Origin of the sequence: Pedobacter frigiditerrae (genome assembly GCF_004331645.1) — a bacterium.
GTDB lineage: Bacteria > Bacteroidota > Bacteroidia > Sphingobacteriales > Sphingobacteriaceae > Pedobacter > Pedobacter frigiditerrae.
On sequence record NZ_SJSK01000001.1, the window covers coordinates 1,121,770 to 1,136,891 of the forward strand.

The following is a 15,122-nucleotide window of genomic DNA, read 5'->3' on the forward strand; positions in this document are numbered from 1 at the left end:
ATTATTGATGTTTTTAAGCTAGAGATTTGAGGTGTCAAATTAAAAGAAAAACATTATGAAAACTTTAAATCTAAAATCAAAAACAATCGTATTAGTACATGGTCTATTTGTAAACAACCAAAGCTGGGAAGGCTGGAAAGCTTTCTTCGAAGCGAAAGGTTATACAGTTTACAATCCTGCAAATCCATCTCACTCGGGTAATCCTGCAGACTTAAGAACCAACATCGACCCAAATTTAACTAAAGTAAATTTTGTAGATGTAGTAGAGAATCTAGTGAAATTTATTGATGCTCTGCCAGAAAAACCAATTCTTATCGGTCATTCATTAGGTGGCTTAACTGTCCAAAAATTAATGGACTTAGGTAAAGGAGAGGCAGGCGTAATGATAGATGGCGCTCCTCCAATGGGCGTTATTCCTTTCGAATTCAGTTTTTGGAAATCTAATTTCACAGTAGTTAATCCATTTAAAGGTAATTCTGTTTTTATGCCTACAAAAGAATGGTTTCATTATACTTTCGGTAATACATTGAGCAGAACAGAATCTGATAAGGTATTTGATGAAATTGCAGTGCCAGAAAGTAGAGCAATTGCTTGGGGAACTTTAAAAAGTTATGCTAAAGTAGATTTCAAAAAAGCACACCAACCTTTATTGTTTATTGCTGGTGAAAAAGATAACATTATGCCTGCAAGCTTAAACAAAAGAAACTTTGAAGCTTACAAAAACACAGATAGTATTACAGACTTTAAAATGTTCGAAGGTAGAGGCCATTACATTTGTGGAGATGAAAACTGGGAAGAAGTAGCTACTTACATTTACAATTGGATTAGTAAATAGGCAAGGAACCCTTGAATTTAACACAGGTTTTTGTTAACTAAACCCGATTGCAATGGAAAGCCCCGATTTTTCTTCGGGCTTGGAATGGAAAGCGGGACTGATGTTTTCGATGAGCATTGGTTTTGCTTTACTCATATTTTAACCACATAGAAACATAGATTAAAAAGTAAACATTAAAATTCCAACCAACTATGTGCCTATGTGTTTCATTTTTAATTGAACTCTCCCAATCTATTGACAATCAAAATTTAACAAAAATATAATGACATAAATAGTAGGCTAAACCCTTAAAAATCCAATTAAAAATCATATCTTTGCGCCAAATTTATAGGCGCATTTTATGCAAAAGATTAGAAATATAGCTATTATAGCACACGTTGACCACGGTAAAACTACATTGGTTGATAAGATTTTACACTCTTGTTCTGTTTTTCGTGATAACGAACAAAAAGGAGAATTGATATTAGACAACAATGATTTAGAGCGTGAACGTGGGATCACAATCGTTTCTAAAAACGTTTCGGTGCAATATAAAGACGTAAAAATTAACATCATTGATACTCCTGGTCACGCGGATTTTGGTGGTGAGGTTGAACGTGTATTGAAAATGGCCGATGGTGTTTTGTTATTGTGTGATGCTTTTGAAGGTGCAATGCCTCAAACACGTTTCGTAACGCAAAAAGCTTTGGCTTTAGGTTTAAAACCAATTGTTGTTGTAAACAAAGTTGATAAAGAAAACTGTAGACCAGAAGAGGTTTATGAGCAAATTTTTGAGTTGTTCTTTAACTTAGAAGCTACAGAAGATCAATTAGATTTTCCTGTAATTTATGGTTCATCTAAACAAGGTTGGATGAGTACTGATTGGAAAGTTCCAACTACTGATATTTTTGCGTTATTGGATACAGTTGTGGCTACTATTCCACCTGCACCAATTAACGAGGGTACTTTACAAATGCAAATCACTTCATTAGATTATTCGTCTTTTGTTGGTCGTATAGCAATTGGACGTGTACACCGTGGTACAATTAAAGAAAACCAACCTATTACCTTAATTAAACGTGATGGTAAAATGGTTAAATCTAGGGTAAAAGAACTTTATACTTTTGAAGGTTTAGGTAAAATTAGAACTACAGAAGTAGGTTCTGGAGATATTTGTGCTGTAGTTGGTATTGATGGTTTTGATATTGGTGATACGATTGCTGATTTTGAGGCACCAGAGCAATTACCAGTAATTAGCATCGATGAACCAACAATGAACATGTTGTTTACCATTAACAACTCTCCTTTTTTTGGTAAAGAAGGTAAGTTGGTTACTTCACAACGTATCAAAGATCGTTTGATGAAGGAAATGGAGAAAAATTTAGCGTTAAAGGTTGTTGAAACTCAAGGTGCAGATTCATGGTTGGTTTACGGCCGTGGTATTCTCCATTTATCAGTATTAATCGAAACGATGCGTCGCGAAGGTTATGAGTTACAGGTGGGTCAGCCACAAGTTATCGTTAAAGAAATTGACGGTAAAAAATGTGAGCCAATTGAAACTTTAATTGTAGATGTACCTGGTGATGTTGCTGGTAAGGTAATCGAATTGGTAACTCAGCGTAAAGGTGAGTTGTTAATCATGGAGCCAAAAGGCGACTTACAACACTTAGAATTCGAAATCCCAGCTCGTGGTATTATCGGTTTGCGTAACAACGTATTAACTGCAACTGCTGGCGAGGCAATTATGGCACACCGTTTCAAAGCTTACGAGCCTTGGAAAGGCACAATTCCAGGTCGTTTAAATGGAGTGTTAATTTCTATGGATAAAGGTATGACTACTGCTTATTCAATTGATAAATTGCAAGATAGAGGTCGTTTCTTTGTAGATCCAGGAGTTGATATTTACGAAGGACAAATTTTAGGCGAGCACATTCGCGATAATGATTTAGTAATTAACATTGTTAAAGGAAAAGCATTAACGAATATGCGTGCTTCTGGTACAGATGATAATACTCGTATCGCTCCAGCTATTAAATTCTCCTTAGAAGAATGTATGGAGTACATCCAAGCTGATGAATATATTGAAGTAACGCCTCAAAGTATGCGTTTACGTAAAATCTTCTTAACAGAACAACTACGTAAAGCAAACGGTAGTAAAAACTAATAATTCCTAAATTTCCTTATTGGAATTTAAATATTAAAAGCCTGCATTGGATTTTGCAGGCTTTTTTTGTTTAAAGATTTTACCATCTAAGAAACCTAAGCTCATCTAAGTCTAGTAATTGTTCTTAGGTTTTCTTTGGTGCCTTAGGTGGTTAAAAGATTTTTTTGAAAAGCAATGATAGCGCTTCTATTAATGTCAGTCCTTCTTTCCGCTTAATCTTTTTCGCTTCGCTACAAAGGATATCGCTTCAATAAGGTTAAAAATAAAATATAGTCCTTCTTAGAATTGTGACAGTTTCTTAATGAAAATCTAACAATCTGGTGGCAATTTTTACTCCTAAAGGTTTTAAATTTGCATTATCACCCTTATTGTATGTTTAAAAAGGCATTTCCCTACCTAGGAATATATTTTTTAAAGTCATTATCTCTATTGCCTTTAGGCTTTTTATACCTTTTAAGCAATGTTTTTTATTTGTTAATTTATAGAGTTTTTGGCTATCGTAAAAAAGTAGTTAGGGAAAATCTGTTAAATTCTTTTCCTGAAAAAGGAATAGAAGAAATTATTGCTATAGAAAAGAAATTCTATAAATATTTTAGCGACTTATTTTTTGAGATTATCAAAATGCAGAGTATCTCTAAAAAGGAGCTAAATAAGCGTGTAAGATTCAAAAATGTAGATTTGGTAGAAGCTTACCTAAAGAACAACGAAAGCGCACTTTTCTGTGCTTCTCACTACGCAAATTATGAATGGGTTTGTATGTCTATTGGAATGACATTTTCTGGTCAGCATTACCCAATTTATAAACCCTTAAGCAATAAGGTTTTTGATAACTGGTTCTTGAAGATGAGAAGTAGATATGGAAACCAGATGATTTCAATGCGTCAAACGATTAGAGCAATCCAATCCACTAAGCATTACCCAAGCATGTTTACTTTTGGAAGCGATCAGGCACCATCAAAAGAGGATTCTCAATATTGGACTACACTTTTAAATCAAGAGGCCTCTATCCAGCTAGGCCTTGAAAAAATCGCTAAGAAGACGAATAGACCTGTATTTTTTTTAAAAACCAGTTATGTAAAACGAGGATACTATGAAGTTGATTGTGTACCTATTTCTTTAAATCCCGCAGATACAGCAGAATTTGAGATAACTGAATTACATACTCGTTTTTTAGAGGACTTTATTAAAGAAGAACCTGCTTATTGGCTTTGGAGTCATAGGAGGTGGAAGTACAAGCCAGAAAAACCGGTTCGAAAAAGCCCATCAAAAGATTTAAAAGAAGAAAATATTGAGGGTTAATTATATTGAACTTTGATATAAATTCATTTTTTAGTTTTTAACATTAAGCAATTGAGAAATAATCTCAAACCTTAACATCAAGCTCTTAATGTTGATTGCCAAATTTTACATCAACCAAACCTCTCTAAATTCCATTTTCTCTACTTTAGCGTTTCAATACAATATTATGGAATCACTACAAGGAAAAAATGCATTAGTTACTGGTGCAGGTAAAGGTTTAGGAAAAGCAATTGCAATAGCGTTAGCAGCAGAAGGTGTAAATGTTGGTTTGGTTGGAAGAACAGAAAAAGACCTAATCGCCGTTGCCGAAGAATTAAAATCATATAAGGTAAAAACAGCAATCGCTATTGCGGATGTCTCTGATATTGATGCAGTTAATTTAGCTGTTGCTAAAATAAAAACTGAGCTTGGCGTAATTGATATCTTGATAAATAATGCTGGAGTTGGTGCGTTCGGTAAGTTTATGGAATTGGAGCCAGCACAATGGAAACAGATTATCGAAATTAATTTATTAGGAGTCTATTATGTAACTAGGGCGGTGTTGCCAGAAATGATAGAAAGACAAATTGGAGACATCATTAATGTTTCATCAACTGCTGGTAAAAATGGAGCTGCGGTAACAAGTGCGTACAGCGCATCTAAATTTGGGCTGATTGGTTTGTCAGAATCGCTAATGCAGGAAGTTCGTAAACATAACATTAGAGTGAGTACCATGTTGCCAAGCACGGTTGCAACAGATATGGCAATCGATTTGAAATTAACAGATGGAAATCCTGATAAGGTAATGCAGCCAGAAGATTTTGCAGAACTATTAATTGCTCAATTGAAATTAAACAGAAGGGTTTTCGTTAAAGAAAGTGGTATTTGGTCTACAAATCCTTAAATTAGTAAAAGATAATCCCTTTTAATTATGAAAAATCTGTTATTTGTTATTATTGCAATGTTTGTAGTTAATACAAGTTTTGCACAAACTACACCACCATCGGCTGATCAAGTTTTAGCTGAAGCTTTTAAAGAAGCTAAAACACAGAAGAAAAAAGTGTTCGTTAAGTTTAGTGCTTCTTGGTGTGGCTGGTGCCATAAAATGGATGACAGTATGAATGACCCTGAGCTGAAAGCCTACTTCGATAAAAGCTTTGTGATTAAACACCTAATTGTAATGGAATCTAAAGGAAAGGAAAATTTGGAAAATCCTGGCGCAATGGATTTGATTAAAAAGTACAATAGTGATGGTTTTGGAATCCCACTTTGGTTTATTTTTGATGAGAATGGAAAGTTATTAGTCGATTCGCATTTAAGGCCAGCAGGTGTGGGAATGGAAGTAAAGGGAAAAAATATTATCGGTTGTCCGGCAGCCAAGGAAGAAGTTGATTCTTTTGTTAAATCTCTTAAAGCAACTACAAAATTAACTGATGCAGAATTGGCAAAAATTCATGCAAGGTTTAGAAAAAATGATCCAGCGTACAAAGCTGATTAATTTTTGAAGAAGTATCTAGCCACAGATTAACTGATATTACTCAGTTAATCTGTGGCTTTTTTGTTTGATATTCTCAATCAACAATTACAATTAAAGAGGAGTTCTTGATATTACTATAACCAAAACCATCATAAATAATTCGACTGGTTAAGGTTTTAATCTCAATTGAATTTTTAAAATAGTCCAACTTATAATTGTATATAAGTGATTTTTCATCTGAACTTAATTCAAATCCTAGGCCTTTTAAAACTTTTCTATTTGATTTAGAAAGAATATATTCTTTTTTTAGCTTTTTATATTTAGGAATGGTAATAATGATAGAATCGGTACTTCTTTTAAAATCTAAATACAGATGATTTTCAAGATTTAGAAAGAATTGGAACCTTTGTATTTTTCCTTCAATTAATTTGTAAATAACATCATCAAACTCTTGCCCATCAATTTGAAAAGGAACGGATTTTTCTTTTAAAGATTTTATCTTTTGTTCAAGGTAGTTCTTTTTAGCTTCGAAATAATCTTTCATTTTACGATTATCTTGAACTAACTTTTCATACTCAGATTTAGAATAATTATGAAGCAAATATTCTAATTGTTCAATTTCTTCATAGTTTGGGTTTTCTAATTTTCGTAGTAAAGAAAATGATTGATTAACCTTAAATAAGGCTTTTTGATGTTGATGAGCTTGTTTGTATTCCCCATTTTTTATATGGTCGTTAATTAGGGATTCAAGACTTTGTCTTTCCTCTTCATAAAACTTCAATATCTCGTTGAGCTCTTCGTTCATCTTCTCTAATCATTTGTCCTTCTATGCCTAATAAAATATTGCGCCAAGTTAAATGCAATGAAGATGTGATTAATCACCGTTGGTATAATACCGTAATAGTGACTTAAAATTTTAAAACGCTCTTTTAAGCTCGCCAAGTGCTTTTTCTTAGACATTCCGCCTACCAAATATTTAGCTACATATAAATGCGTATTTACAATGTTAGATGATTTTTTAGCGGCTTTGATAATCCAATCTATGTCCGAACTGTATTTATACTGCAAATCGTAAGGTTCGGTTAAACTTCTTTTAATGTAAATAGCTTGATGACTTACATTCATCCCAAACTTAAAACTGTGCCAATCAAAATGTTCTGGTGCTCTATGTCTTCGTTGGCCTAAGCTTTTCCAGTTTTCATCAAACATTTCAGTTTCTCCATAATAAATATCTCCAGAAGCTGCCGATGAAAAAACATCTGTAACTGTTTCTGAGGCATAAATCTCATCACCAGAATTCATAAACAGCACATAATCGCCTGTGGCTAAAGCCAAACCTTTATTCATGGCATCGTAAATTCCTCTATCTTGCTCAGACACAAGAACTGCTAATCTATCTTTATACTTATTAATGATATCAAAAGTTCCATCATTTGAGGCACCATCTATAACAATATATTCAATATTGCTATAGGTTTGATTTAGTACAGAAAGCATCGTTCTTTCAATATCCCTTGTATTATTATAAACGATGGTAATTACGCTAAGTTTAGGATTTATGGTCATTGAGGCAAAGCGTTAATTAATGTCTGATATAATTCTTCGTGTTTAGTGGCAACCACTACAGGTGCAAAATGATTTAAAATTGTTCTTCTAGCTTCCTTTTGAACCGTTGCCGCATCTTCATGTAAAAATAACCATTCAATTCCATCAGCTAAATCTGATGACGATTCGTAGTTGGCCAAGTATCCATTCTCTAAATGTTTAACCATATCAGGTATTCCACCAGTTTTAAAGGCAATTACAGGCGTTGCGCAAGCTAAGCTCTCCATTACAGTGTTAGGTAAATTGTCTTCAAGAGAAGGCGTTATAAAGGCGTCTGCAGCTGCGTAACATTTGGCCAAATGCTCATCTTTATTTATGGTGCCCAAAAAAGTAGTTTTAAAAGGGAACGTTGGCACATCTTTTTCATCCTTGTTCCCAAAAATAACTAGCTCAATTAATTCGCTAGGTATTTCTGGTCGAGCAGCAAGCTCATTTAAAGCATCAATTAGATATTGAGTTCCTTTATGTTTATCATTTTTTGAAGGCATAAATCCACTCATTAACACAAAATGATTGGCAGGGATCTTTAGAATTTTTTTTGCTTCAGCTTTTACATAAGGCTTAAAAACATCAATTTCTATGGTGTTTGGAATAATTGAAACATTCCTGATGCCCAATAAGCTACTTTGTTTTACTGAGTTCGACATCCATCGGCTTGGCGCCACAATGTGGAAGTTAAATTCTGAATAAGCTTTTTGTTTACGCAACCAGTTTTTGTGTGAGATATCGTTTTTACCACTCAGCTTTAAGATAGGGCAATCGCCACATTGTTTATGAAAATGCTCACAGCTATAACGCACATGGCAACCGCCAGTAAAAGCATTGCTATCGTGAAAAGTCCAAACTACAGGTTTTTCCAATTCATCAATCTCGGCTAAGAATTTGGGTGTCAAAAACCCGTGATTAACCCAGTGCAAATGAATAATATCTGCAGATTTTAAGTCAGGATGATTAACAATTGATTTGCCAAACCATTGTAAAGAGAAAGGTGTTTTTACAGCTTTTACAAATAGCTTAGCCAAATATCGCTCTGCCAGAATGTTAAAAACAGCTTTTATTTTAGCAAAAATACCTTTGGTAAAAGTATTAATTTTAGGGTTTTGACCGAATTTGTAATAGGCAATTACTTTAGAGTCGATGCCATTTTCTACCAACGCATTACTCAAACGAAGGCAAGCTCTTCCGGCTCCTCCATTTCCATCATAGGTATTTAGGTGTACAACTTTCAAATCAATCAAAAATACATTTATTTGTTTAGGATTATAAAATTGTTGTGTATTTTCAACCAACCATCAAACAAAACAACATTTATGAAAAAAATCATCTTTAAAACGCTTGGCGTGATGCTATTGGTATTTCCAGTTTTTGCTAAAGCGCAAAACCAAACTTATTTTACAGCTTATCCTTCGCTAAGTCCAGATGCACAAACAATTGTGTTTAGTTATGATGGTGATATTTGGAAAGTTCCTGTAAAAGGCGGCTTGGCTTCTAGAATTACCGGAATGGTTGGAGATGAAATTAATCCAAAAATATCGCCTGATGGCAAATGGTTAGCATTTTCATCTAACCAATTTGGTAATAATGATGTTTATTTAATGCCAATGGCAGGTGGAGATATCAGGCAATTAACTTTTAACGACGGTTCAGATGAAGTAGATAATTGGAGTTGGGATTCTAAAACCATCTACTTTACCTCAACTAGATACAACTCTGCATCAAGTTATAAGGTGGGTGTAAATGGGGGAACCGCTGTTCGTTTGTTCGACAATTTTTTTAATACAACCCATAACATTGTAGAAGCACCAAATGGAGAACTTTTCTTTAGCGATACTTGGGAAAGCAGAAACGCTGCCAATAGAAAACATTACAAGGGAGCTTATAATCCAGACATCCAATCTTACAACCCAAAAACGAAAGCTTATAAACGTTATACCGATTTCATTGGTAAAGATTTTTGGACTAGCATTGACCAAAAAGGCAATATCTATTTTGTATCTGATGAAGGTAACGAAGAATACAATTTGTACACTTTTATTGCAGGTAAAAAAACAGCTTTAACCAAATTTGATACTTCTATCAAACGCCCTTTTGTAGCTGCCAACGGAACAACTATAGTTTTCGAGAAAGATTATCAGTTGTATACATATGATGTTGCTGCTAAGAAAACAGAGAAAGTTAATATCAGTTCTACCAGAAATCAAGTTTTAAGCAAAGAACAAGAGTATGATGTTAGAGGAACTATTTCAGCATTTGATGCATCGCCTGATGGCAAAAAATTAGCATTTATTTCAAGAGGGGAAATTTTTGTAAGTGATGCAGAAGGAAAGTTTGTTCGTAAAATCAGCAATACTGGCGAACGAGCTTTAGAGGTTAAATGGATGGCAGATAGTAAGACAATCTTATTTAATCAGACCATTAACGGTTACCAAAATTGGTTTACCATTACTGGCGATGGAAAGGGAACAATTAAACAATTAACATCAGACAAGGCTAATAATCGTGATATCACTTTTAATAAAACCAAAACTTTAGCAGTTTACCTAAGTGGTAGAAATGAGTTGAGGTTATTAGATTTAAAAACATTAGAAAGTAAAACGATTGTTAAGGATGAATTTTGGGCTATTCAAAACTCAACGCCAAGTTTTTCTCCGAACGACCAATATGTGTTATTTACAGCCTTTAGAAATTTTGAACAAGATGTTTTAGTTCACGAAATTAAGACCAATAAAACCATTAATCTAACAAATACTGGTGTAACAGAAACGGGACCGGTTTGGTCGACAGATGGGAAATATATTTTCTTTACCAGCTCACGTTTAAAGCCATCTTACCCAAGCGGATTGCAAGACCCACATGTATATCGCATGGCATTGAACAACTATGATACGCCTTTCCGTTCAGATAAATTTGATGAATTATTTAAAGAAGATAAACCCGGGGAGCCAAAAGAGGTTAAACCTGCTGTAACTGACCCTAAAGCTAAGCCTTCAGATACCGCTAAGAAAAAAACTGAAACTAAACCAACACCAAAACCACCAATTTTAATTACCATTAACACCCAAAAAATTCTAGATAGAATTGAGTTGATAAGTCAGCCTTTTGGCGGGCAATATTTAGCCGATATTTTTGCCAAGGGCGATAAAACGTATGTGTTTTTTGCATCGAACCATGAAGGAGGAATACCTGGTATTTTTAGGACTACAATTGAGCAGTTTGAAGCTAATAAAACAGAAAAAGTTACCGATGGAGGAGATTTTAACATTGTAGTTAGTGGCGATAAATTTTTTACCTTAACTAGAGGGGAGATTAGTAAATACAGTTTTGAAGGCAATAAATCAGATAAAATAAATATTGGTTATAAATTCAGTAAAAACTTAAATTCAGAGTTTAACCAAATGTTTTATGAAACTTGGGTTGGTTTAGATGAGAACTTTTATGACGATAAATTCCATAATGTAGATTGGGAGAAAATGAAAACTCGCTATGCTGCTTACCTGCCTTACGTAAACAGTAGAACTGATTTGAGGATTTTACTAAATGACATGCTGGGAGAGTTAAACTCATCGCACATGGGCTTTAATAGTTTTGGTGCCGAAGAACGTAAAAACTTAAATTACGTAACTAATGAAACCGGAATGATTTTCTCTAATGAAAACCCTTATAAGGTAGAAAGAATAGCTGCCAAAAGTAATGCGGCCTCACTAGGCGATAAAATTGTAGCTGGAGATGTTTTAACTCAAGTAAATGGAGTTAAGGTTGATGAAAAAATAGATAGGGATTATTATTTCAGCAAGCCATCCTTAGATAGAGAGATGACCTTAACATTTTTACGAAGTGGTAAATCTGTTAGTATAAATATTCATCCACAGAGTTCTGGAGCTTTAAAAACAAACCTATATGATGAGTGGATTAACCAAAATCGTGATAATGTAGATAAGTTAGGGAATAATCGCATTGCGTACTCTTATATGAAAAATATGGGTGGCGGCGAGTTAGAAAGATTTCTTTTAGATATGGTTGAGCAGGAGAACAATAAAGAAGCCATTATTTTAGATTTAAGATATAACACTGGTGGAAATGTTCACGATGATGTATTAAGATTTCTTTCGCAAAGACCATATTTGCAATGGAAATATCGTGGCGGAAAATTATCTCCTCAAAGTAACTTTGCGCCTGCAGCTAAACCTATTGTATTGTTAATTAACGAACAGTCTTTAAGTGATGCAGAAATGACAGCAGCGGGCTTTAAAGAATTAAAATTGGGAAAAATCATTGGAACTGAATCTTACCGATGGATAATTTTTACCTCAGCAAAAGGCTTGGTTGATGGGTCTTCTTATCGTTTACCATCATGGGGATGTTATACAATGGATGGACAAGATTTAGAGAAGGAAGGCGTGAAACCTGATATTTTTGTAAAAAATACGTTTGAAGATAGGTTGGCAAATAGAGACCCACAAATAGAAAGAGCTGTTGCCGAGATTTTGAAACAATTGAAATAAGTAGAAGAGGTTAATTGTTTAAATTGGTTAATCGCTGAGATATAATTCGGTTTATCATTTTTAACAGTTAACCTTTTTCCGTTTCTTTGAAGTTAGAATTAAAATTAAGAATGAGTAACTTATTAACCGACAGGGATTTTTGGGTAAAGTATTGGGAAAGTAAAACTGATTTGTCGGTTGTAATACCAGAAAATTATTTATTTCATCGCCAACTGGCGGATATTGTAGAAAAACAAAATGTGAAAACGGCTATCGAATTAGGTGGTTTTCCAGGTTATTACGCAGTCTTTCTAAAGAAGTATCTAAAGCTTGATGTTACGCTGCTAGATTATTTCGTTCATCCGCCAATTACACAACAATTGCTGAAAACAAATGATTTGACTGCGGAAGATATCCATATCATCGAAACGGATTTATTTAAATATCAGCCAGAAAAACAATACGATTTAGTGTTAAGCTGCGGTTTGATTGAACACTTTAATGATACTGCAGATATTATAAACAGACACATTGCTTTTGTAAAACCAGGCGGGACATTGTTTATCACTTTGCCAAACTTTAACGCGGTAAATGGTTGGTTCCAAGAAAAATTCGATAAAGACAATTATGATAAACACAACATTGATTGTATGGATCCAGTCTTGCTTGCAAAAATTTGTAAGGAGGGAGGATTAGAAGTTATACAATCTCGATTTTTTGGTGGCTTTAGTGTTTGGCTGGAAAATGAAAAGCAAAAATCAATTGGCGTAAGGTTGCTTAAAAAGTCTATTTGGATAGCTGGAAAGGTGTTTTCAAAAATTCTCCCTTTTGATTCAAAACAATTATCGCCATATATTATTTTGGAGGCTAAGAAACCATAATTATGAATATAAGCTGGGGATATTCGCCAAAGATTGAAAAGTATGTCCCTTTGGGAGATTTTCCGCCAGACAAGTATTTAATAATTGCCAAACAAGCCATAGGAAATTTGGGTTGGAAATTGAGTCATATTTCTTCAACCGGTTTAATCGCTTACACACCAATTTCCTTTCAATCTTATAGCGAAGAAATAACGATAAGAATTGATACCAATTTTGCCATTATTAAAAGCGAATGTGTTGGTATTCAAATGTTGTTTAATGATTATGGTAAAAATGCACTCAATCTAGATAAGTTCTTCCACGAATTAGCTTATGTAGAATTTCATTTAAAAGATATTTGGGAAGAGAGTTTAACTAAATTTCATGAGTTTATTGCCACGCAAGACGATGACTATTTTGAGAAAGCTCCCTTAACAGTAAAGAATAAAATTAAAAATGTTTTGTTCTTGTTTTTCCCTCAAAAAGGGTATGTGGTTGCACCTCTTTTAGTAATTGTAAACGTGATTTATTACTTCATATTTGTGTTGCTTTTAATAGTTATGATCAGATATTTAGGCGCACAAGAAGCTGAAGATATCCGTCAAAAAGCGAGTTCTTATATTGGTGCAAATAGTAGGGATTTAGTTCTTTCTGGACAATATTGGCGTTTAATAACTCACCAATTTGTGCATTGGTCTTTTATGCATTTGTTTTTTAATATGTATGCCTTGGTTTACATCGGTTTAATGATTGAACATAAACTTGGAGGTAGGAAATTCCTTTTTGTTTATTTATTGAGTGGCATTTGTGGTGGTTTAGTAAGTTTGGTAACCCATGAAGTTGGCTTTATGGCAGGTGCATCTGGCTCTATTATGGGTTTGTTTGGGGCATTTTCAGCTTTGTTGTTAAGTAAGGCTTTTGAAAAAAATGCAACAAAAGCTTTGTTCATTAGCACCATCATAGTAACCATTTTTATGTTACTTAATGGTATTAGAGGTCGTACAGATAATAGCGCACATATCGGTGGATTAGTTGCTGGCTTTGTTATTTGTTATATCGTTTTTAATGAAAAGTTAGTAAAATGGACTATTAAGCCGATCGTTAGATATGGCTTATCTACGGGTTTAGTCTTGATATTCTCAGCTGCAGTACTTTCCCTTACACCACAATACCAGTATAAAGAATTTGAGATTTTACAACACAAATTCACTAAAAATTCTGCTGAGTTTAGCGACGTTTATAGTATTCCATCTAGTTATAGTAAGAAAGAAAAGCTAAAGATCATCAAAGAATCTGGTCTCGATATTTGGGCAGATAATGCTAGGATAGTAAAAAAGATGCAAGCTTTAAATTTAAACAAAAGCCAAAGCGCAAAGGTTGAGTTTTATGCTAAAATAACGGCAAAAACCACCAAAATATCCGTCCTTCTTTATAGAGAATGCCAAGATAATAACTACAATTATAGAGGTGAAATAAGGAGTTTATCTTACGATATTAATGACATCAGGTTAGAAGAAGGTGAAAGATTAAGAACAGAAGAAAATTAATTCAATTTCTCCTTAATATACCTTTTAATCCTTGCCCATAAATTTCCTTTTCTATTAGCTAAAAAGTGTTTAATAGCTTGGTAGGCTTTTTGGTTTTCCTCCATCAAAGTTGGAAATTCTTTGATGGGTTGTGGATTGATGATTACATTATAGATATCGCTCATTCCAGAGTGAATACCAGTACCATCGTGACCAATATTATTTACTAAAGATTGTGAAGGATTTAAGGTTAATCCGCCTTTTAAGAATATGGAAGCATACCATCTAATAGCCCATGAATTATTCTTTCCACTTTTAAAACCTTCCATCTGTTTCCAGAAATTCATGGTATTCTCAATAGAAAAGGCGTTTCTCTTTTTATAATCAAATTGAGCTAGAAGCTTATCAATATTGGGTTCGAAGTTTTGCCAAGCTCTTGCCCAAGTTGCCCAGCCCCAACTTGTAGCGGCTCTGTAAAAGAAACTTTCTGGTAAACTATCATCTTTTAAGGCATACATATAAGCACCGATATGCATAACCTTTTCTTCATCGCGATAACGATTTAAAGCCTCATTAAAATAGGTTAAAGTATATGGCGAAGAAATCAAATCATCTTCAAAAACAATCACTTGACCATAAGTCAAAGTTAATTTGTTTACGCCAGCAATTATAGAGTTAGCCAAACCCATATTGGTTTTGCTTTCTATAATTTCTACAGCTTTAAAACCATCAACGTTTTTGATGAATTCCCTTACTGCTGCTACTTTATCTTCATCAGCTGTGCTTTTTGCACCATCAGAAAAAATGAATAACCTGCTATCTGCTGCTAGTTCGTTTTGTTTTAAAAACTTTAAGGTTCGTTCCGTGTGTTGCGGTCGATTGTAAACGAATAAAGCGATTGGAGCAAGGTTTTGCAT

The 15,122-nt window shown here is 34.0% G+C and carries 12 protein-coding genes; 8 read left to right on the plus strand and 4 right to left on the minus strand.

Annotated elements, in window-relative coordinates:
- Positions 1-55: 55 nt before the first annotated feature.
- The 5 genes from EZ428_RS04820 to EZ428_RS04840 all read left to right on the plus strand — a co-directional run bounded on the left by EZ428_RS04820 (position 56) and on the right by EZ428_RS04840 (position 5,754).
- The gene (locus EZ428_RS04820) at positions 56-835 is read left to right on the plus strand and encodes an alpha/beta hydrolase (protein WP_131551967.1); all 780 of its coding nucleotides are present in this window, start codon (positions 56-58) and stop codon (positions 833-835) included.
- Between the two features lie 340 nt (positions 836-1,175).
- Entirely contained in the window at positions 1,176-2,978 is a 1,803-nt protein-coding gene (gene typA / locus EZ428_RS04825) for a translational GTPase TypA (RefSeq protein ID WP_131551968.1), read from the plus strand.
- A gap of 372 nt (positions 2,979-3,350) precedes the next feature.
- On the plus strand, positions 3,351-4,277 hold the full coding sequence (locus EZ428_RS04830; RefSeq protein ID WP_131551969.1) for a lysophospholipid acyltransferase family protein: 927 nt from the start codon (positions 3,351-3,353) through the stop codon (positions 4,275-4,277).
- A gap of 166 nt (positions 4,278-4,443) precedes the next feature.
- Positions 4,444-5,160, plus strand: a complete 717-nt coding sequence (locus EZ428_RS04835) for a 3-ketoacyl-ACP reductase (protein ID WP_131551970.1) — start codon at positions 4,444-4,446, stop codon at positions 5,158-5,160.
- Between the two features lie 27 nt (positions 5,161-5,187).
- Positions 5,188-5,754, plus strand: a complete 567-nt coding sequence (locus tag EZ428_RS04840; RefSeq protein WP_131551971.1) for a thioredoxin family protein — start codon at positions 5,188-5,190, stop codon at positions 5,752-5,754.
- Positions 5,755-5,827: 73 nt separating this feature from the next.
- Here EZ428_RS04840 and EZ428_RS04845 read toward each other — a convergent pair whose 3' ends face one another.
- From EZ428_RS04845 to EZ428_RS04855, 3 genes are read right to left on the minus strand one after another with little or no spacing between them, the layout of a single operon-like run.
- Positions 5,828-6,538, minus strand: coding sequence for a hypothetical protein (locus EZ428_RS04845; RefSeq protein WP_131551972.1), 711 nt, complete (start codon positions 6,536-6,538; stop codon positions 5,828-5,830).
- A 5-nt stretch (positions 6,539-6,543) separates the two neighbouring features.
- A complete protein-coding gene (locus EZ428_RS04850) occupies positions 6,544-7,299 on the minus strand; it encodes a glycosyltransferase family 2 protein (protein WP_131551973.1) in 756 nt (251 codons plus the stop codon).
- Positions 7,296-8,576, minus strand: coding sequence for a glycosyltransferase (locus EZ428_RS04855; RefSeq protein ID WP_225870995.1), 1,281 nt, complete (start codon positions 8,574-8,576; stop codon positions 7,296-7,298). The genes EZ428_RS04850 and EZ428_RS04855 overlap by 4 nt, the downstream gene beginning before the upstream one ends.
- 72 nt (positions 8,577-8,648) lie before the next feature.
- Here EZ428_RS04855 and EZ428_RS04860 point away from each other — a divergent pair, with 72 nt between their 5' ends.
- From EZ428_RS04860 to EZ428_RS04870, 3 genes are all read left to right on the plus strand, one after another.
- The gene (locus tag EZ428_RS04860; protein ID WP_131551974.1) at positions 8,649-11,840 is read left to right on the plus strand and encodes a S41 family peptidase; all 3,192 of its coding nucleotides are present in this window, start codon (positions 8,649-8,651) and stop codon (positions 11,838-11,840) included.
- Positions 11,841-11,950: 110 nt separating this feature from the next.
- Positions 11,951-12,700, plus strand: coding sequence for a class I SAM-dependent methyltransferase (locus EZ428_RS04865; protein ID WP_131551975.1), 750 nt, complete (start codon positions 11,951-11,953; stop codon positions 12,698-12,700).
- Positions 12,701-12,702: 2 nt separating this feature from the next.
- Entirely contained in the window at positions 12,703-14,226 is a 1,524-nt protein-coding gene (locus EZ428_RS04870; RefSeq protein WP_131551976.1) for a rhomboid family intramembrane serine protease, read from the plus strand.
- On the opposite strand, the gene EZ428_RS04875 is transcribed toward EZ428_RS04870, so the two are convergent.
- Complete coding sequence (locus EZ428_RS04875; RefSeq protein WP_131551977.1) at positions 14,223-15,122, minus strand: glycosyltransferase family protein; 900 nt, start codon at positions 15,120-15,122, stop codon at positions 14,223-14,225. The two genes, EZ428_RS04870 and EZ428_RS04875, sit on opposite strands and share 4 nt — an antisense overlap.